This window comes from Pseudomonas sp. RIT288 (assembly GCF_000631985.1).
In the GTDB taxonomy this organism is placed as follows: Bacteria; Pseudomonadota; Gammaproteobacteria; order Pseudomonadales; family Pseudomonadaceae; genus Aquipseudomonas.
Genome location: NZ_JFYN01000001.1, coordinates 622524 through 641098, shown reverse-complemented (window position 1 = coordinate 641098; position 18575 = coordinate 622524). Strand labels below are relative to the sequence as shown.

At 62.8% G+C, this 18575-nt stretch carries 14 protein-coding genes; 12 read left to right on the top strand and 2 right to left on the bottom strand.

Going from position 1 to position 18575, the window contains the following annotated elements:
• Window positions 1-362 precede the first annotated feature (362 nt).
• From BW33_RS02870 to BW33_RS02840, 7 genes are all read left to right on the top strand, one after another.
• Window positions 363-1973 carry a glycosyltransferase gene (locus tag BW33_RS02870; RefSeq protein ID WP_047597113.1) on the top strand — a complete coding sequence of 537 codons (1611 nt, stop codon included), beginning with the start codon at window positions 363-365 and terminating at the stop codon, window positions 1971-1973.
• Window positions 1967-3271 (top strand): glycosyltransferase, encoded by a 1305-nt coding sequence (locus BW33_RS02865; RefSeq protein ID WP_047596951.1) that lies wholly within the window; start codon window positions 1967-1969, stop codon window positions 3269-3271. The genes BW33_RS02870 and BW33_RS02865 overlap by 7 nt, the downstream gene beginning before the upstream one ends.
• Window positions 3268-4152, top strand: coding sequence for a class I SAM-dependent methyltransferase (locus BW33_RS02860; RefSeq protein ID WP_047596950.1), 885 nt, complete (start codon window positions 3268-3270; stop codon window positions 4150-4152). Before BW33_RS02865 ends, BW33_RS02860 begins: the two co-directional genes overlap by 4 nt.
• On the top strand, window positions 4149-5303 hold the full coding sequence (locus BW33_RS02855; RefSeq protein WP_047596949.1) for an acyltransferase family protein: 1155 nt from the start codon (window positions 4149-4151) through the stop codon (window positions 5301-5303). The genes BW33_RS02860 and BW33_RS02855 overlap by 4 nt, the downstream gene beginning before the upstream one ends.
• The gene (locus BW33_RS02850; RefSeq protein ID WP_047596948.1) at window positions 5297-6124 is read left to right on the top strand and encodes a class I SAM-dependent methyltransferase; all 828 of its coding nucleotides are present in this window, start codon (window positions 5297-5299) and stop codon (window positions 6122-6124) included. Before BW33_RS02855 ends, BW33_RS02850 begins: the two co-directional genes overlap by 7 nt.
• Window positions 6125-6272: 148 nt before the next feature.
• Complete coding sequence (locus BW33_RS02845) at window positions 6273-7460, top strand: DUF3142 domain-containing protein (RefSeq protein ID WP_047596947.1); 1188 nt, start codon at window positions 6273-6275, stop codon at window positions 7458-7460.
• Complete coding sequence (locus tag BW33_RS02840) at window positions 7447-9585, top strand: hypothetical protein (RefSeq protein WP_047596946.1); 2139 nt, start codon at window positions 7447-7449, stop codon at window positions 9583-9585. Before BW33_RS02845 ends, BW33_RS02840 begins: the two co-directional genes overlap by 14 nt.
• On the opposite strand, the gene BW33_RS02835 is transcribed toward BW33_RS02840, so the two are convergent.
• Complete coding sequence (locus BW33_RS02835; RefSeq protein ID WP_047596945.1) at window positions 9582-10211, bottom strand: LysE family translocator; 630 nt, start codon at window positions 10209-10211, stop codon at window positions 9582-9584. The genes BW33_RS02840 and BW33_RS02835 overlap by 4 nt on opposite strands.
• Window positions 10212-10356: 145 nt before the next feature.
• On the opposite strand from BW33_RS02835, the gene BW33_RS02830 reads away from it, so the two are divergent.
• The gene (locus BW33_RS02830; protein WP_007960832.1) at window positions 10357-10830 is read left to right on the top strand and encodes an Lrp/AsnC family transcriptional regulator; all 474 of its coding nucleotides are present in this window, start codon (window positions 10357-10359) and stop codon (window positions 10828-10830) included.
• A 96-nt stretch (window positions 10831-10926) separates the two neighbouring features.
• On the opposite strand, the gene lpdA is transcribed toward BW33_RS02830, so the two are convergent.
• The gene (lpdA, locus tag BW33_RS02825) at window positions 10927-12327 is read right to left on the bottom strand and encodes a dihydrolipoyl dehydrogenase (RefSeq protein ID WP_047596944.1); all 1401 of its coding nucleotides are present in this window, start codon (window positions 12325-12327) and stop codon (window positions 10927-10929) included.
• 210 nt (window positions 12328-12537) lie between these two features.
• Here lpdA and hflK (BW33_RS02820) point away from each other — a divergent pair, with 210 nt between their 5' ends.
• From hflK (BW33_RS02820) to BW33_RS02805, 4 genes are read left to right on the top strand one after another with little or no spacing between them, the layout of a single operon-like run.
• Entirely contained in the window at window positions 12538-14499 is a 1962-nt protein-coding gene (gene hflK / locus BW33_RS02820; RefSeq protein ID WP_047596943.1) for a protease modulator HflK, read from the top strand.
• Window positions 14496-15542 (top strand): protease modulator HflC, encoded by a 1047-nt coding sequence (gene hflC, locus BW33_RS02815; protein WP_047596941.1) that lies wholly within the window; start codon window positions 14496-14498, stop codon window positions 15540-15542. The genes hflK (BW33_RS02820) and hflC overlap by 4 nt, the downstream gene beginning before the upstream one ends.
• Window positions 15539-16600 (top strand): protease modulator HflK, encoded by a 1062-nt coding sequence (hflK, locus tag BW33_RS02810; RefSeq protein WP_047596939.1) that lies wholly within the window; start codon window positions 15539-15541, stop codon window positions 16598-16600. Before hflC ends, hflK (BW33_RS02810) begins: the two co-directional genes overlap by 4 nt.
• Window positions 16597-18504 (top strand): heavy metal translocating P-type ATPase, encoded by a 1908-nt coding sequence (locus BW33_RS02805; RefSeq protein ID WP_047596938.1) that lies wholly within the window; start codon window positions 16597-16599, stop codon window positions 18502-18504. The genes hflK (BW33_RS02810) and BW33_RS02805 overlap by 4 nt, the downstream gene beginning before the upstream one ends.
• Window positions 18505-18575: the final 71 nt, after the last annotated feature.

The window sequence follows — 18575 nt, the reverse complement described above, 5'->3', positions numbered from 1 at the left end:
CGGATGAAAAGGCCGACATGACGGCAGGCGAAGTCGTTGTTGTAGTTGTTTGTTACCAATCTGTGCCAAATGCGCAGCAATTTCAACAGCGCAAACCGTGACCGGTCAGTTCTCGTCAGCGTAGCCCGATTTATTCTCGTCGGGCGGTTCCCGGATTCGCGACGGATGTGTTTAGAATGGCCCTCGTCGCCATCTCCCCAGGTTCGCCGGGGTTGTTGCGCAACAGGGTGAAACCAGCCACTAAAAACAAGAACGAAGACGAGCTCCAGGACGAAGGACGAGCAGCGGTGATCCCGACTCGCTCCAGCGCTTGGCCGTCATAGCGTGAAACTGCCGGGATGGTGGTTTCACCGTGGGATGCCATGAATTTCATTCTTTACTCGGACGTCAACGACCGCTCCATCAGCCAGAGCCTGGGGCGTCCGGAATACAGCTATTACTTCGTGCTCAAGGCTTACCGTCCTGTGCTGGAAAGCCTTGGGCAAGTGCACGTGGTGTCGTCGGCGGCGGAAGTCGACCCGCTGTACCGCCAGTTGCAACTGGCCGGTCAGGATTGTCTCTTCCTTTCGTTCGCTCCGCCGCATAAAACCCCGACCGATCTGCAATGTCCCGTGGTCTGCGTGATCGCGTGGGAGTACGACTCGATCCCGGTCGACCCTCAGGAAGAAGATGCCCGGCACGACTGGAGCCAGATCCTGGCCCGTCACGGTCGGGCGATCACCTTGTCCAGCCACACGGCACAGGCCATTCGTCGAACCATGGGCGAAGATTTCCCGGTACTGGTGTTGCCGACGCCTTTGTGGGAAGGCTTCGCCGGGGTGCGCCGGCAATTCCCGCCTGCTGCGGTGAACCCGGGCGCGGTGTTGCAGATCAAGGGCTGCATTATCGATAGCCACACGCTCGGGTTGTCCGCCGATGGTCTGATCGCACCTGCAGCCGATGTGCAGGAGCCGCAGCCCGACGCCGTGGTCAAGCCTGAAGCCGCGCCACTGCCGCCACTGACCCTGCGCCGACGTGCGTTCATCACCAAACACTACCTGCGCGAAAGTTACCGGGCAGCCGCGACGCCGAACGAGCACGGGCTGCTGTTCCTGCTCAAGCACAACGTGCTGCTGTGGTATCGCGAAGCCGTTCGCGATTTGCTGCCGGTCGCTCTGCGCCGCCAGCTCTTCCGGTTGCGTACTCCAGCCCCTGAGCCATTGTCGCCGGCGGTCAGTGCCGTAGCACCGACGGTGGTCGAGCATCCGCAGGCCTGCCTGCCAGACACCAGCGCCACACTGCAGACCGAGGTCAGCGGCGTGGTGTATGTGAGCGTGTTCAACCCTGAAGACGGGCGCAAGAACTGGCATCACCTGATCACGGCTTTCTGCTGGGCCATGCGCGACGTCGAAGATGCCACGCTGGTGCTGAAGATGACGCAGAACGATCTGGCGACCTATTACGTGCACCTGATCACCTTGTTGTCGCAGCTGTCACCGTTCGCTTGCCGGGTGGTGGTCATGCACGGCTATCTGGAGGACGAAGAGTTCGCCAGGCTTTACGGTGCGGCCAGTTTCTACGTCAACGCGTCCCGCTGCGAAGGTCTGTGCCTGCCGCTGATGGAGTTCATGTCATGCGCGCGTCCGGTGATTGCGCCGGACCATACGGCGATGCACGACTACATCGACGAGCGTGTCGGTTTCATCGTCAAGTCCAGCCGTGAGCCGACCATCTGGCCGGATGATGTGCGGATCCTCTACCGCACCCTGCGCCATCGCCCGGACTGGGGCTCGTTGAAAAAGGCCTACGAGGACAGCTACGCCATGGCCAAGAGCGATCCGGCGGCCTATCAGGCCATGGCCCTGGCGGCCAATGAGCGCATGCGCGAGTACTGCAGTTTTGCTCCGGTACAGCAGCGTCTGGCGCAATTTCTTCAGCTGACGCCGAGTGCAATGCCACAGCTGATCGCCGCGGCGGGGGCAGCATCATGCTGATCATCATTCATTCCGAAACCAACAAGAGCAATATCCAGCAGAACCTCGGCCGGCCCGAATACAGCTACTACTTTGTCCTCAAGGAATTCCGCCCGGTGCTGGAGCGCCTCGGGCAAGTCATTGAAGTGAGCAACCCGGACGAGCTGGTCGATCGCCTGTACTTCGATTGCCTGAGCCGTGGCGAGGCGTGCGTGTTTCTGTCGTTCTCGCCGCCGCATCGCACGCCGATTCATTACGCCTGCCCGACCATTGCGGTATTCGCCTGGGAGTTCAGCACCATCCCCACCGAGAGCTGGCACGGCGAACCGCGTCACGACTGGCGCGTGGTGTTGAACGCCTGCGGCATGGCGATTACCCATTCGAGTTTCACGGTGAACGCGGTCTGCGACGTGATGGGCGCGGACTATCCGATCTGCGCGATTCCCGCTCCAGTGTGGGATCGCTTCGCCGCACGCGGTGCGCAGTTGCGCAAGCAGCCAGTGGTCGAAGCGGTGCAGTTGAAGTTGCGCGGCCTGTTGCTCGACAGCCGCACGGTGGATCTGCGCGCGTACGGTCCACCGGGGTTGTGCGAAGGCACGCCGCTGTCGTTTGCCGGGCCGCCGCAGGACTGCCAGTTGCAACTGGACGGCGTGGTCTACACCTCGGTGTTCAACCCGTACGACGGGCGCAAGAACTGGCAGGACATGATCAGTGCCTTCTGCACCACGTTCCGTGAGGTCGCCGATGCGACCCTGGTGCTGAAGCTCACGCACCATGACATCGCCAATGCCCTGAGCGACATGCTGCATCACCTGTACAAGAACCAGTCCTACCAGTGCCGGATCGTGCTGATCCACGGTTATCTGGCGGACGCCGATTATGAGGCGCTGGTGCAGGCCACCAGCTACGTGGTCAACAGCTCCTATGGCGAAGGGCAGTGCCTGCCGCTGATGGAGTTCATGTCCTGTGGCAAACCGGCGATTGCCCCGTTGAACACGGCGATGGCCGACTACGTCGACAGCGACAACGCGTTCATCGTCGCTTCCACCGAGGAGCTGACGGCCTGGCCCCACGACCCACGCGCCGCCTACCGCACCCTGCGCTACATGACCGATTGGGACTCGCTGTGCGCGGCGTATCGCGACAGCTACGCGGTGGCGAAAAACGATGTCGAACGCTATGCGCGGATGTCCGGGCATGCCGTGCACAACCTGCAGAAATTCTGCAGTCAGGCGAGCGCTGAAGAGCGTCTGCGGAGCTTTTTTGCCCAGCGTGCGCAAGCCATCAAAGCGTTGTCTGTGGAAGCCGCGGGCGCATGATCCGGCGCCTGCTCGCACGCTTGCGCCCGGCACCCTTGCCTGTTGCACCTGAGCCGCCCGGCCGGGTTTCGCCACGGGACGTGGGGTTGCATGACGCGATTCTCGATGGCTGGTTTTTGCAAGGCAGCGGCGAGTTGCTCAAGGGCTTCGCGATCACGGCTGACGACACCTTGCTCGACGTCGGTTGCGGCGAAGGCGTGGCGACGCTGTTCGCGGTGCGGCAGGGCGCCTCGGTAATCTTCACCGACAGCGAACATGACAAGGTCCGCGATCTGGCCCGGCAGGTTGAGGCGCAGAGCACCAAGCCGCATCTGGGGCTGGTCAGCAACAGCCTGCCATTGCCGCTGGCCGCTGGTTGCGCGAGCAAAGTGGTGTGCATGGAAGTGCTGGAGCACATCGACCAGCCCGAACCGTTCATGGCCGAACTGGTGCGCATGGGCCGCCCGGGCGCGCAGTACCTGCTGAGTGTTCCGGCACCGGTAGGCGAGCATCTGCAACAGGGCATCGCCCCGGCCAGTTATTACCAGACGCCCAATCATGTGCAGATTTTCACCGAGCAGCGCTTTGCCGAACTGGTGGAGAACGCCGGGCTAGTGATCGAGCATCGACAGGCCAGCGGGTTCTTCTGGGTGATGGGCATGATCTTCTTCTGGGCCAGCGAACGCGCCGCTGGCCGTGACCTCGGTGGCGCGGTACGCGACCGGATTCAGGCGCCGTACCCGCCGTTGATGGAAAGCTGGGCGCGCACCTGGCAAGACCTGCTGGCGCAGCCCGACGGTTTGGCGATCAAGCAGATGCTCGACCGCTTCATGCCCAAGAGCCAGGTGATCATTGCCCGCAAACCGCTGGCTGGCGAAACCCGCACCGGGAGTCCGCCATGAGCGCCCGGCGGATCATGGACATCGAGGTGCTGCGCGCCATCGCCGTGCTCGGGGTGCTGTTCCATCACTTACAGGGCAGTCTGTTCACCGACACGGTGCCGCTGCTGGAAAAAATCCATGCCTGGGCGCAACCGTGGTGGGGCGTCGATCTGTTTTTCGCGATCTCCGGCTTTGTCATCGCGCGCAGCCTGATCCCCGCGCTGCAAGGCTGCACGACGCGTCAGGAGTACTGGCAGCAGACGCGCAATTTCTGGCTGCGGCGGGTGTTTCGCCTGTTGCCGTCAGCCTGGTTGTGGCTGGCGCTGATCCTCCTCGCGTGCGTGTTTCTCAACCGCTCCGGTGCCTTTGGCAGCTTGCACGCCAACCTGCAGGCGACGCTGGCGGGGGTGTTGCAGTACGCCAATTTCCGTTTTGCCGACAGCTTCTTTCATTACGAATACGGCAGCAGTTTCGTCTACTGGAGCCTGGCGCTGGAGGAGCAGTTTTACCTGCTGTTTCCGCTGCTGATTGTGCTGTGCCGCAAGCATCTGGTCTGGGCCTTGCTGGCGCTGGTGGCGGTGCAACTGTTCACCCTGCGCACGCCGTTGCTGATGGTGGTGCGTACTGATGCGCTGGCGCTTGGCGTGCTGCTGGCGCTGTGGAGTGCGCAACCTTCTTACCAGCGCTGGCAGCCGACGTTTCTGCGGCGGCCGTGGGCCGGGGTGTCAGTGCTGATCGGCGTGGCACTGCTGATGAGTTTCATGGCCACCGACCGTTTCACCTTCGCGCCTTATCGCATCGGCTCGATTGCGGTGCTCGGCGCGCTGCTGGTGTGGATCGCCTCGTACAACCGCGATTACCTGCTGCCGGCAGGCCACCTGCAACGGCTGATGGCGTGGATCGGCAGTCGTTCCTACGGCATTTACCTGATTCACATCCCGGCCTATCTGCTGGTGCGGGAGCTGATCTTCCGTTTGCAGGCTGCCGGTTTGCCGAGCCCGGCCGGGCACCCGATTCTCACCTTGCTGATCGCCTTCGGCCTGATCGTGCTGCTCAGCGAGCTGAACTACCGCTTCATCGAAATGCCGATGCGCAATCGCGGTGCCGCCCTGGTGCGGCGCCTCGATACGTCCCGAACTGCCGTTTCAACTCCCGGAGCCACCTCATGCTGAGCCTCTTGAAAAAACTCACGGCGGCGACGCCTGCACCGGCCCCCGCGCAGCCCGTCGCCCCGGTGGCGGACAAGGTCGATCCGTACATGCTCGGTCTCTACGATGCCAAGCTCAGCGGCTGGTTCAACCAGGAGACCGGCGAGCTGTTCAAGGGCTTTGCGGTCACCGCCGATGACACCTTGCTCGATGTCGGCTGTGGTGACGGCGGCAACGTGCATTTCTGCGGCATGCGCGGGGCGAAGATCATCATTGCCGACATCGACGGCGCCAAGGTCGAGGCCTCCCGTCAACGCCTGAGCGATACCCCGGCGCGCAGCGTCGAGTGCCACGTCACCGACTGCAATCCGTTGCCGATTGCCGACGGCACCGCCACCCGCGTGGTGTCCACCGAAGTCATCGAGCACGTCGATGACCCGGCGCAGTTCCTCGCCGAACTGGTGCGGGTCGGCCAGTCCGGTGCGCTTTACCTGCTGAGCGTGCCGCACCCAAGCTCTGAAGATTTGCAGAAGGACATTGCGGCGCCAGAGTATTTCCAGAAGCCCAACCACATTCGCATCATCAGTGAAGAGCAGTTCAAGACGATGGTCAGCGATGCCGGGCTGGAGATCATCAGCCATAGCCAGTACGGTTTTTACTGGTCGATGTGGATGCTGCTGTTCTGGGAAGCCAAGGTCGATTTCAGCAACCCGGATCACCCGTTGCTCGAGCATTGGGCCAACACCTGGCAAGCGGTGCTCGATTCGCCCCGGGGTGCGCAGATCAAGCAGGCGCTGGACGCGGTGGTGGCGAAGAGTCAGGTGATCATTGCCCGCAAGCCTTGAGTCGCTCTCCCTGTAGGGTGAACCTGCTCGCGATGGCGCTGTAACAGTCGATATCGATGTTGCCTGCCACTCCGTCATCGCGAGCAGGCTCACTCCTACAGGGATTTGTGTACCCTGCATTTTTGTATCGGCAGGGAATAGGCATTTCATGCGGTTCGGCTTTTCGATTTTGATCGCGGCGCTGCTGCTCGCTGCTTGCGAGCGGCATGACGCCCCCGCCCTCGATCAACAACTTTATATCTGGCAACGCCAATGGACCCCGGCCCATGACGCTGCCCTGCGCGATAGCCGCGAAAGCTTCTCGACACTGCGCGTGCTGGCCTTGCAGGCATTCCCCAATGACGGCTGGCATCGGGCGCGTATCGATGCGCCGTTGCTCCAGCACGATGGCCGCCCTCTGATCGCGGTGATTCGCCTCGACGGTCAGCTCAAAAGTCTGGATCAGTCGCAGGTCACGGCGCAGATTCTTCGGGTTGTCGCCGACTGGCAGGCGCAAGGGCTGACGCTGAGCGGCGTAGAGATCGACCATGATGCGGGTAATGCGCGTCTGCCGGAATACATCGAGTTCCTGACACATCTGCGTTCCGCGTTACCCGCATCGTTGCCGCTGAGCATCACCGCGCTGCCGGCGTGGCTCGGCAGTTCACAGTTGCCGGCGTTGTTGGCCGCAGTCGACAGCAGCGTGCTGCAGGTACATGCCGTCAGTGATCCGCGACGCGGGCTGTTCGACCCCGAGCAGGCGCGGCGCTGGGCCAGCGACTGGGGCAAAATCAGCAGCAAACCCTTCTATCTGGCACTGCCCGCCTATGGCGTGGCGCTGCTGCCGGATGCCGATGGCGCCCCGGTGGTGGAAAGTGAAGTGCCGATCGAGCGCGACGGGCAACGCCGGGAACTGCTCGCCGATCCGCAGCAACTGAGCGGACTGGCCAAAGACCTGCGCGAGGATCGCCCGGAACATCTGGCCGGGTTGATCTGGTTTCGTCTGCCGCTACCCAACGATCGTCGGGCCTGGAGCCTGACCACGTTGCGCGCCGTGGCTCGCGGCGATGCGTTGAGCAGCCGGCTCGGCCTGAGCTTCAGTGAGCACGACGGCCTCTACGATATCCACCTTGCCAACTCAGGCAATCTCGACGCGGCCTGGCCTGCGCAGTTGCGCGTCAAGGCCAGCGCTTGCGAGGGCGCCGATGCGCTCGCCGGTTACTCGTTGCAACAGAGCGCGGATCTGCTTACCTTCACCCGCCTGCGCGACGGTCGTCTGCCGGCGGGTGGACAACGCGCCATTGGTTGGGCGCGCTGTGCATTTATTGATCAAGGAGGTTCGCATGTTGACCCGTAACTGGCCCCGCCATCTGCTCTGCCTGAGCCTCAGCCTGCCGCTGGGTTCGGCGTTGGCCTGCGGCCCGGACTTCCCGATGCGCCTGCTCGACAATCGCGGGCAGACGCTGGCCGAGCTGCCTGAGGGCAACTTCAACTTCGAGATCAGCCGCCTCGGCAAGACCATTGCCGGGCTGAAGAATGTCACGGCGGCGACGCACAATCCCGACGATATGTACGGCGACGCAAGCGAGCCTGCTGCGGTGCGCGAAAAAGCCGAGCAGGTCGGTCTGAGCGCCGAGCAACAGACGCTGGTCAAGCAACTGCGTGGCCTGACCGATGCGCGTCAGGTCGAAGTGCAGGGCGCCAGCCTGCCGGCGGAAATCCGTTTGTACGTGGCCGGCGCGGTGGCGTTTGCCACTGGCGATCATCCGCTGGCGATCGAATACTTCAACAAAGTGCTGGCGCTGCCGGCCGATCAGCGTCCGCTGCGCAGCACCTGGGCGGCGTATTCCCTGGGGCGTGCCTGGTTTGCCATGAGTGCCGAGGCGGGCGATGTCATCGAGGTGCTGGAGGAGGCACGCGCGGCCTTCCGTCAGGCCCGACAAATGAGCATCGATGGCTTCAGTGATCCGCTGGAGCTGGGGGTGGCCAGTCTCGGTGAAGAGGCGCGGGTGCTGCGCAACGCTGGTGACTGGAACGGCGCCATCGAACTGTACGAAGCGCAGAACCTGCACGGCTCGGCCGTGGGGTACACCTCGCTGAAACAACTGATGAATGAGCTGGCCGAACTGCCCGAACCGCAACTGGCCAAGCTGCTGGAGCGCAAGGCCGTGCAGCAACTGGTCACCGCTTCGTTGATCAGCCGCATGGGCTGGTCGTTCGACGAGCAACCGTCGAACGAGAAGAAGCTCATCAAGCTGCTGCAGGACAGCACCCGTGGCAGCCTGGAAAACGCCGATCGGCTGGCAGCGATGAACTATCAACAGGGTGATTACGCCAGCGCCAAGGCCTTCCTCGAAAACGCCGGTGACGGCGGACTGGCGTGGTGGCTGCGGGCCAAGCTGGCGGTGCGTGACGGCGATAAAAATGCCGCAGCTGCCGCCTATGCCAAAGCCGCGCAGGCGTTCCCGCAGAGCGAGGATTGGGGTTACCGACGCACTCCGGACTGGGACTTTGAAACCGTTCAGCCAAAATGCCGGGTCGAGGGCGAAAGCGCTATTCTGGCGCTGCAACGCGGTGAATACCTGCAAGCGTTCGTGCAGTTGTATCGCAGCAACAGCCTCTACTGGTTCGACGCGGCGACGGTGGCCGAGCGCGTACTGACGGTCGATGAACTCAAGCGGTATGTCGATGACAACGTGCCGGCGCCGCCGGCGTTGACCCAGCAGCAGCGCGACAACTACGTGCCGCTGCCGGTCGCCGCCAGCCTGCGCAATCTGCTGGGCCGGCGCTTGCTGCGTGAAGGGCATTACGAGGAAGCGGTCGGCTATTTCGACAATCCGGATCTGCAGCACAAGGCCCGGCTGTACGGCGAGCAACGGATGAAGGCTGACGCTGCGTGGTGGCCGAGCAAACGCGCCAGCGCTTTGTACAACGCGGCGTGGACCGCGCGTGAATGGGGCATGGATATTCTCGGCTATGAGATGGCGCCGGACTACGCCACATTTGGCGGCAACTACAGCCTGGAAAGCACCGAGCTGAAAGTCGGGCCGCTGGTGGCCGAGGCTGAAGTGCAGCGCCAGAAGGCCAGTGAAGCGCAGCCGGACGAGCGTTATCACTACCGTTTTGTCGCCACCGCGCTGGCCAGCCGGGCCGCCGATAACTTGCCGCACACCAGCCAGGCGTTTGCTGCGGTGTTGTGTAACGCCGCGGGTTTCAACAGCAGCCTGGAAGAGCAGAGCGCGTTGTATCGACGACACGTCAATGAGGGTCCTTATGTGGTTTGGGCCGGTGACTTCGGTCACCAATGCCCATACCCGGATTTTGAGAACGCCGACAAGCGTTACGTCACCCAGGTGACCGATGCTGCGCGCACGGCCCTGCGGCCCTACAAATGGCCGGTACAGATCGGCGCGATCGTGCTGGCGGTCGGCGTTGCATTGGCGCTGATCAGCCGGCGCCAACGCAAGTCCCGCAAACGTTAGGCCTGCTGAATAAAGGTCAGGCGCACGGCGAAGCCGATCAGCAGGCTGCCGAACAGCCATTGCTGGACGCGTTGGGCGGTTGGACTGTGTTGCAGCCAACGGCCCAGCGCAGCACCGGTCAGGGCGTAGGCGCTGTCGAACAGCAGCCCGACGCCTACCAGTAACACGCCGAGGGTGGCAAATTGGGTCAGCACCGCTGCGCCGTCATTGACGATGAATTGCGGCAACAGCACCGAGCAGAACAGCAAGGCTTTGGGGTTGAGCAGATTGGTCAGCAGGCCACGGCGAATCGCCTCGCGCCATTGTCCTTGGGTGTCAGTCACGGCAGCCGTATTCAGGTTCGGCAGCATGCTGCTGCGCAGGCATTGAATGCCGATCCACAACAGGTAAGCGGCTCCGGCCAGGCGCACCAGATCAAATGTCCACGGCGCCGCCTTGAACAACGCGGCCAGACCCAGCGCCGCCAATGCCACATGACAGCCCCGGGCGATCGCCAGGCCAACGGCGGTCGCCAGTGCCGCGCCACGACCCTGGCGGGCACCGGTTTGCAGCAACAGAATCATGTCCGGGCCGGGCAACAGGAAGACCACCGCCAATGCCAGAAAAAACATCCACATATTCGCCATGTTGCCGCCCCTTTCGTTGTCGATTCGGTGAGCAAAGTCTATGGTGCAAGGGCGGGGCAGGTGCTTGCGAAGTGAGCTTCAAAACGCGTCAGGATTGGCATAACCTGCTTTCTTTTTACGCCTTGACCAGCAGGATCTGCCAACAATGAAACTCGACGCTTTTGATCGCAAGATTCTCGCCGCGCTGCAGCGCAACGGCCGGCTGAGCAACGTTGAGCTGGCGGACGAGATCGGCCTGTCGGCGTCACCGTGCCTGCGCCGGGTGCGGATGCTGGAGGAGGCCGGGGTGATTCGTGGCTATCAGGCCAACCTCGATCGCGATGAAGTGGGGCTGGGGCTGACGGTGTTTGTCGGGGTCAAGGTCGAGCGCCACAACGATGAGCAGGCCGAAGCGTTTTACGCGGCGGTCACGGCGCTGCCGGAAGTGATCTCGGCGTTTCTGGTGTCGGGGGAGTCGGACTTTCTGTTGCAGGTGGTGGTGCCGGACCTGCGCGCGTATGACCGGTTTCTCAGCGGCTGTCTGCTGAAGCTGCCGGGGGTGAGTGACATTCGCAGCAACTTTGCGATTCACACGGTGAAGACGCCGGGGGCGTTGCCGTTGGGGCATCTTCCGCTGTAGAGCGGGTCGCTCCTTTCGCGAGCAGGCTCGCTCCCACATTGGAATGCGATCGAATGTGGGAGCGAGCCTGCTCGCGAAGAGGTTGCCGGTCGACGGTTACATCTGTGTTGCCATCCCCTCGACATTCATTGCCGCCTGACGCAGCGCCTCGGAGCGGGTCGGGTGCGGATGGCAGGTCAGCGCAATGTCTTCGGCCGAGGCGCTGAACTCCATGGCCACGCAGTATTCACCAATCATTTCGCTGACGCTCGGGCCGACCAGGTGCACGCCGAGGATTTCGTCCGTGCGCTCGTCGGCGAGAACCTTGGCGAAGCCTTCGGTCTCATGGTTGATCTTCGCCCGGCTGTTGGCGGTGAACGGAAACTTGCCGACTTTATAGGCGCGCCCTTCGGCCTTCAGTTGCTCTTCGGTCTTGCCCACACTGGCCAGTTCCGGACGGGTGTAGATGACATTGGGGATCAGCTCGTAGTTGACCTCGCCGGCCTTGCCGACGATCTGTTCCACGCAGGCCATCGCTTCGTCCTCGGCCTTGTGCGCGAGCATCGGCCCGGACGTCACGTCGCCGATCACCCACACGCCCGGCGCCTCGGTGCGGTGCTGGCGGTTGGCGAGCATGCCGCGCTTGTCGGTGCTCAGGCCGACGTTCTCCAGGCCCAGGCCTTTGGTGTACGGGCGCCGGCCGATCGCGACCAGCACGTAGTCGGCTTCGAGCAATTCTGCGTTGCCACCGGCGGCGGGTTCGACGCTGAGTTGCACACCGTTGGCCGAGGTGGTGGCGCTGGTGACCTTCGAACTCAATTTGAAGCTGATGCCTTGCTTGCTCAGCGAACGCTGCAGAGTTTTGCCGGCCTCGCCATCAACACCCGGGCAGATGCGGTCGAGGTATTCGACAACGGTCACTTGGGCGCCGAGGCGCCGCCAGACCGAACCCAGTTCCAGGCCGATCACCCCGGCGCCGATCACTACCAGATGCTTGGGCACTTCACTCAGCGACAGCGCCCCGGTGGAGTCGAGGATGCGTTGATTGTCGATCTCGACACCGGGCAGGGGCGTGGGTTCGGAGCCGGTGGCGATGATGATGTCCTTGGCGCTCAGCTCGGTCTTGTTGCCCTGCTCGTCGGTCACCGTGACTTTGCCCGGGCCGTCGATGTGGCCCCAGCCCTTGATCCAGTCGACCTTGTTCTTGCGAAACAGAAACTCGATGCCTTTGGTCAGGCCGCTCACGCTTTCGTCTTTCTGTTTCATCATTTGCGCGAGGTTGAGCGTGGGTTTGACCTCGATACCGAGGTTGGCGAATTCCGCACCCATGGCCGCGTCGTACAGCTCCGAGGCGTGTAGCAAGGCCTTTGACGGCATGCAGCCGACGTTCAGGCAGGTGCCGCCGAGGGTGGCGCGACCTTCCACGCATGCCGCCCTCAGGCCCAACTGGCCGGCGCGGATCGCCGCGTTATAACCACCGGGGCCTCCGCCCAGAATGACCACGTCGTAGTTGCTCATGCTGTTGCTCCTCGTTGGGGATACGGATCGCTAAAAGTAGTCGGTCGATAAAATTACGAGCGTAATATGTGCGTTTCCGGACATTTCGGTCAAGGCTTCAGGCAAGCGACAGGTTGCGCATCTTTAGATAAGCGTATTTGTGTACGAATATTTCACGCTTTTCGTTATATCGTAACGATTAAACCGGTGAATCAGTGGCTTTGGGGTGATATGCAAGTCGATCTGGATGTCGATGGCACGCAAGTGACCGGGTTACCGCGCTTTCAACAGGCGGCCACACAGGGGCGGCGCTTGCGTCGTCTGGCCATCGGCCTCGGTGGACTGGCCGGGGCAGGGTGGGTGCTGGCGCTGTTTGTCGAGCTGTTTGCCGCGCAATCGATATGGCCGGCATTGCTGGTAAATCTGGGCGCGGCGTTACTGGTGCTGGTCGCCGGCCTGCAGTCGGCGTGGTGGGTGACGCAATGGCGTGCACGGGTCATTCATCCGCTGGGGCAGGAACCGCTGAACGAGGTCGAGCAAACCGTACCTGATGGCTGGTACGAACGGTTGCTGGAGCGTTTGAGTCAGCGCGGTCTGCACTTGCTCGGTCAGATTGGCGCAGCCACGTTGTGGCTGGGCGGCTGGTCAGTGCTGGTGGTGCTCAGCATCGGGCAGGTGTGGAACCTGACGTTGCCGGCCGCTGCAGTCGGGTTGTCGGCCACGGTGGGCGCCGCGCTGATGTTGCTGCTGGGTTTCGGCTTGCTGGTGCTGGAGCGGCAACTGGCTCAGGAAAACCCGGCGCAATGGCCGGAAGCCGGATCCCTCGCGCAACTGGCGAGAGTGGCGATCATCAGTCTGGTACTGGGGGCGTTGTGCCTGCTTTTCGCCAGCGAGGCGTCTGTATGGCCAGTACGGCTTGCAGTATTGATCGGAATCTTGCCGGGATTGGTCGCGATCGAGTTGCTATTGCGCGCAGTTCTGTCGGTGTTCAGCCCTCGACGCGAGCAGCTCGAACCGACCCTGCTGGCGCGCAGTTTTGTTGCCGATATGCTGCGCTGGCCACCGCAGCCGTTGCTCGCCTTGCAGCACGAATTGCACAACCGTTTCGGCATCGACCTGCGCCAGATCTGGGCGTTCAGCTACATGCGCCGGGCCTTTCTGCCAGTTTTGGCGCTGGTTGCTGCGGTCGGTTGGCTGCTGACCGCAGTCCACGAAATCCCGCTGCAAGGGCGCGGTATCTACGAGCGCTTCGGCAAACCGGTGCAAGTGTTTGGACCCGGATTGCACGCCGGTCTGCCGTGGCCATTGGGCCGTGTATTGAGTGTCGAGAATGGCGTGGTGCACGAGTTGGCAACCAGCGTCGGCGATGCTCCCGCGCCAACCCAGGCCGAGCCTGCCGAAGGCCCGGCGCCGATGGCCGCCAACCGCTTGTGGGATGCCAGCCACGTCAATGACAAATCCCAGGTGATCGCCAGCAGCCGTGGCGATCAGCAGAGCTTTCAGATCGTCAACATGGACGTGCGCTTCGTTTATCGCATTGGTCTGCGTGATCAGGATGCCTTGGCCGCCACTTACAACAACGCTGATGTGCCGACGCTGATCCGCAGCACCGCGAGCCGGATTCTGGTGCACGATTTTGCCTCGCGCACCCTCGACGGTTTGCTCGGTGCCGATCGGGTAGGGCTGGGCGAAGAGATCGGCCGCGCAGTGCAAGGCGATCTACAGCAACTCAACAGCGGTGTGGAGATTCTCGCCACCGTGGTCGAAGCGATTCATCCACCCGCCGGTGCGGCCAATGCTTATCACGGCGTGCAAGCGGCGCAGATCGGCGCGCAAGCGTTGATCTCCCGCGAGCGCGGTGCGGCGGCAGACGCCAGTAATCAGGCGCAGTTGCAGGCCAGTCTCGCCCGCGATCAGGCGAGTGCCAGCGCCCGTGAAATCAACGCCACCGCGCAGACGGCGGATCTGAAATTCAAGGCTGAACAAAAAGCCTATGCCAGCGCCGGGCAAGCGTTCGTGCTCGAGCAATACCTGAGTCAGCTCAGCCTCGGCTTGAGCAAGGCCAAACTGTTGGTACTCGACCACCGTTTAGGCGGCAGCAGCAATGCGCCGACCATCGATCTGCGTACGTTCACGCTGCCGGCTGATCCGACGCCTGCGCGCACCACCGCTCAACCAGGAGTTGCCCCTTGAGCCAGTCGCACATTCACGATTCGCATGACCACGGTGGCCACGATCACGGCCACGCCGGGCATCACCATCATCATGGGCATCATCACCATCATCACGGAGCGCCGGAAGAGGCGGGGCCGTTCCCGTGGCGGCGCATGGGCTGGGCGCTGTTGCTGGTGGCGTTTGCCATTGCGGCGGCGAGCCTGGTGCAAGTGCGCTCGGGCGAGGCCACAGTCATTACCCGTTTTGGCAATCCGTCGCGGGTGTTGCTTGAGCCGGGTTTGAGCTGGCGCTGGCCGGCGCCGTTCGAAGCGGCGATCCCGGTGGATCTGCGTCTGCGTACCACCTCCAGTGGTTTGCAGGATGTCGGCACCCGCGATGGTTTGCGCATCATCGTTCAGGCCTACGTGGCGTGGCGGGTGCAGGGCGACCCGGACAATGTGCAGCGTTTCATGCGCGCGGTGCAGAACCAGCCGGACGAAGCGGCGCGGCAGATTCGCACCTTTGTCGGCTCGGCGCTGGAAACCACCGCCAGCAGTTTCGACCTGGCGGATCTGGTGAATACCGAGGCCAGCAAAGTGCGTATCGCCGATTTCGAAGCGCAACTGCGTCAGCAGATCGACCAGCAGTTGCTGGCCACCTACGGCGTGCGCGTGGTGCAAGTCGGCATCGAACGCCTGACCTTGCCTTCGGTGACGCTCACGGCCACGGTCGATCGGATGCGCGCCGAGCGTGAAACAATTGCCACCGAACGCACCGCCATCGGCAAGCGAGAAGCCGCGCAAATTCGTTCTGCCGCCGAGCGCGATGCGCGAATTGTGCAGGCCGATGCCACGGTGAAGGCCGCAGAAATCGAAGCACAGTCGCGGGTCGAAGCCGCGCAAATCTATGGCCGTGCCTACGCCGGTTCGCCGCAGTTGTACAACTTGCTGCGCTCGCTCGATACCCTCGGCACCATCGTGACGCCGGACACCAAGCTGATCCTGCGTACCGACGCCGCGCCATTCCGTGTGCTGGTGGACGGCCCGCCGAATATTGAAAACAAATCCGGATCGCAGCCATGAGTGATGAAGTTCCACGTGGAACACATTCGTTGAGCAGTCCGTGGATTCAGGCCGGACGCCTGGCGTTTTTCGCCTTATATGCGGTGACGGTATTGGCTGCGTTGGCTTGGGCGTTTTCCAATGTGCGGCAGATCGATCCGCAAAATCGCGCCGTGGTTTTGCACTTTGGTGCACTGCAGCGCATCCAGAATGCCGGCCTGTTACTGGCTTGGCCGCAGCCGTTCGAGCAGGTGGTTTTACTGCCGGCAGCTGATCGGGTGATTGAGCGCCGAGTGGAAAACCTGCTGCGTAGCGCTGAGGCGATCAAGGCTGATCGCGTTGCGACCTTCGCCACTCCTTTGAGTGATGCGCTGGCCGGTTCCGGCTATTTGCTGACCGGCGACGCCGGCGTGGTGCAACTGGATGTGCGGGTGTTTTACAAAGTCACCGATCCCTATGACTTCGTGCTGCAGGGTGATCATGTGCTGCCGGCACTGGATCGGCTGGTCACCCGCAGCGCCGTGGCCCTGACCGCCGCACGGGATCTGGACACGATTCTGGTCGCGCGGCCCGAGTTGATCGGTGCCGATAATCAGGCGGCCGAACGGCGCGAGCGTCTGCGCGGTGATCTGGTGCAAGGCATCAACAAGCGCTTGGCTGAGTTGAAGGCGAGCGGGCAGGGCATCGGCATCGAGGTGGCGCGGGTCGACGTTCAGTCGAGTCTGCCAGATCCGGCGGTCAGTGCCTTTAATGCGGTGTTGACTGCCAGTCAGCAGGCCGACAAAGCCGTCGCCAATGCACGCACCGAGGCGGAAAAACTCACCCAGACCGCGAATGAGCAAGCTGACCGCACCCTGCAAGTGGCCCATGCTCAGGCCGGGGAGCGGTTGGCGAAAGCCTCTGCCGACACCGCCACGGTGATGAGCCTGGCCAAGGCGCAACAACAGGGTACCGACCCGCAGTTGCTCCTGCGTCTGTACCGCGAGCGCATGCCAAAGATTCTCGGGCAGGCAGGTTCGGTGACCACGGTCGATCCGAAAGACGATTCCCGCCTGATCATTCAGGGAGCCAGTAAATGACTGCGACCACTGCTGCACCGAGCCTGTTGTCCTCGGCCGAACAGCGCCGCGCCGCACGGCAATTGACCCTGGCGATGCTCGCCCTTGGCCTGCTCGGCCTCGGCCTGATCTGGCGTTGGCTGGTGCCGGAGCAAACCGGGGTCAGTCAGTTGCTATTGGGTGTCGCTTCCTTGTTAGTGGCGGTGCCGGTGATGCGTTCGGCGTGGTACAGCCTGCGTTATCCGAGCCTGCACGGCATTACCGACCAACTGATTGCCCTGGCGATGCTCGGTGCCTGGGCGACCGGCGATCTGCTGACCGCCGCGTTGCTGCCGATCATCATGATCTTCGGCCACGTGCTGGAAGAGCGCAGCGTGATCGGCTCGCAGGAAGCGATTCACGCCCTCGGCCAATTGACCCGCAGCCATGCACGCAAGATTCAGGCAGATGGCTCGATCATCGAAGTCGATAACGGCACGCTGAAACCCGGCGACACTGTAGAGGTGCGCGCAGGCGATCGGGTACCGGCGGATGGCCGGGTGCTGTTCGGCCAAGCCAGCCTCGACACGGCGTCGATCACCGGCGAGTCGGTGCCGGTGGAAACGGCGGTGGGCATGACAGTGTTTGGTGGCGCGATCAACCTCGACGGCTTGTTGCGCATTGAGGTCACCCGCACCGGCGATCAATCGACGCTGGGCAAAGTCATCGCGCTGATGCAGAACGCCGAGCGTTCGAAACCTCCGATCACTCGTCTGCTTGAACGTTACGCCGGCAGCTACATGGTGCTGGTGTTGCTGTTGGCGGCGGTGACCTGGTTCGTCACCAATGATGCGCAGGCTATGCTCGCGGTGTTGGTCGCAGCCTGTCCTTGCGCTTTGGTGCTGTCGGCACCGGCCACGGCAATTGCCGGAGTGGCGGTGGCGGCGCGCCACGGCATTCTGATTCGCAGTTCGGCGTTTCTTGAGGAGTTGGCAGATCTCACTTCACTGGTGGTCGACAAGACCGGCACGCTGACTTACGGCACCTTGCGTTTGCAATCGATCAGCAGCCCGCGTCTGGATCAGGCCTCAGTGATGGCGCTGGCCGCCAGTCTCGGTGCGGCCAGCAGTCATCCTGTCAGCCGGGCGTTGGCGGGGCTGGTGAGTCAAGAGCAGAGCCTGCCGCTGACAGATATTCACGAGCGTCAGGGTCTCGGGGTCGTCGCGATGACCGGGCAGGGTGAGGCGGCGCTGGGGCGTCCCGAACTGTTCGCGCAACTGGGCATTGTCACCACCGCCGTTCCCGAGCACGACGGTCCGATTGCCGGATTGGCACTGAACGGCGAATTTGTCGCCTGGTTGCTGCTGGCCGATAGCGTCAAACCGGAAGCACGCTTTGCCCTCGCTGAATTGCGCGGCCTCGGCCTGGGTCGCCAGTTGCTGCTGACCGGCGACCGCCAGAGTGTTGCGCAGACGCTGGCCCGTGAGGTCGGCCTGCAAGAGCTGGAAGCGCAGGCGCTGCCCGAGGACAAACTCAACCGCGTGCTCGAGGAAATCGACAACGGTTTCCGGCCGATGGTTGTAGGTGACGGCATCAATGATTCGCTGGCGCTCAAGGCCGGGGTGGTCGGTGTGGCGATGGGCGCCGGCGGTGCCGACATTGCGCTGGCCTCGGCGGACATCGTGCTGATCGGCAGCGATCTGCGGCGCCTCGGCACCTGTGTGCGGCTCAGTCGTCAGTGCCGTCGAACCTTGCAGGTCAACGTGATCATCGGTCTGGGCTGGACCCTGGCAATCGTGGTGTTTGCGGCATTCGGCTGGCTCGGTGCGGCCGGGGCGATGATTGCCGCGCTGCTGCACAACCTCAGTACGTTGCTGGTATTGGGCAATGCCGGACGGCTGCTGCGGTTTCAGGAGCCATTGCTCAAGCTCAAGGATGATCGCTGAAGTGGAGTTTCAGCGAACTGTGCGCCGAATAGGCAGTCATCTATGGAGAGGGCGCACACTTCATTGCCGTT

What these genes read in the sequence shown, in the direction of transcription:
- BW33_RS02850 (WP_047596948.1), top strand. Translation starts at nt 5,297, where the DNA reads ATGCTGAGCCTCTTGAAAAAACTCACGGCGGCGACGCCTGCACCGGCC.
- BW33_RS02835 (WP_047596945.1), bottom strand. Translation starts at nt 10,211, where the DNA reads ATGGCGAATATGTGGATGTTTTTTCTGGCATTGGCGGTGGTCTTCCTG.
- BW33_RS02840 (WP_047596946.1), top strand. Translation starts at nt 7,447, where the DNA reads ATGTTGACCCGTAACTGGCCCCGCCATCTGCTCTGCCTGAGCCTCAGC.
- BW33_RS02860 (WP_047596950.1), top strand. Translation starts at nt 3,268, where the DNA reads ATGATCCGGCGCCTGCTCGCACGCTTGCGCCCGGCACCCTTGCCTGTT.
- hflK (WP_047596939.1), top strand. Translation starts at nt 15,539, where the DNA reads ATGAGTGATGAAGTTCCACGTGGAACACATTCGTTGAGCAGTCCGTGG.
- BW33_RS02870 (WP_047597113.1), top strand. Translation starts at nt 363, where the DNA reads ATGAATTTCATTCTTTACTCGGACGTCAACGACCGCTCCATCAGCCAG.
- BW33_RS02805 (WP_047596938.1), top strand. Translation starts at nt 16,597, where the DNA reads ATGACTGCGACCACTGCTGCACCGAGCCTGTTGTCCTCGGCCGAACAG.
- lpdA (WP_047596944.1), bottom strand. Translation starts at nt 12,327, where the DNA reads ATGAGCAACTACGACGTGGTCATTCTGGGCGGAGGCCCCGGTGGTTAT.
- hflK (WP_047596943.1), top strand. Translation starts at nt 12,538, where the DNA reads ATGCAAGTCGATCTGGATGTCGATGGCACGCAAGTGACCGGGTTACCG.
- BW33_RS02865 (WP_047596951.1), top strand. Translation starts at nt 1,967, where the DNA reads ATGCTGATCATCATTCATTCCGAAACCAACAAGAGCAATATCCAGCAG.
- BW33_RS02845 (WP_047596947.1), top strand. Translation starts at nt 6,273, where the DNA reads ATGCGGTTCGGCTTTTCGATTTTGATCGCGGCGCTGCTGCTCGCTGCT.
- BW33_RS02855 (WP_047596949.1), top strand. Translation starts at nt 4,149, where the DNA reads ATGAGCGCCCGGCGGATCATGGACATCGAGGTGCTGCGCGCCATCGCC.
- BW33_RS02830 (WP_007960832.1), top strand. Translation starts at nt 10,357, where the DNA reads ATGAAACTCGACGCTTTTGATCGCAAGATTCTCGCCGCGCTGCAGCGC.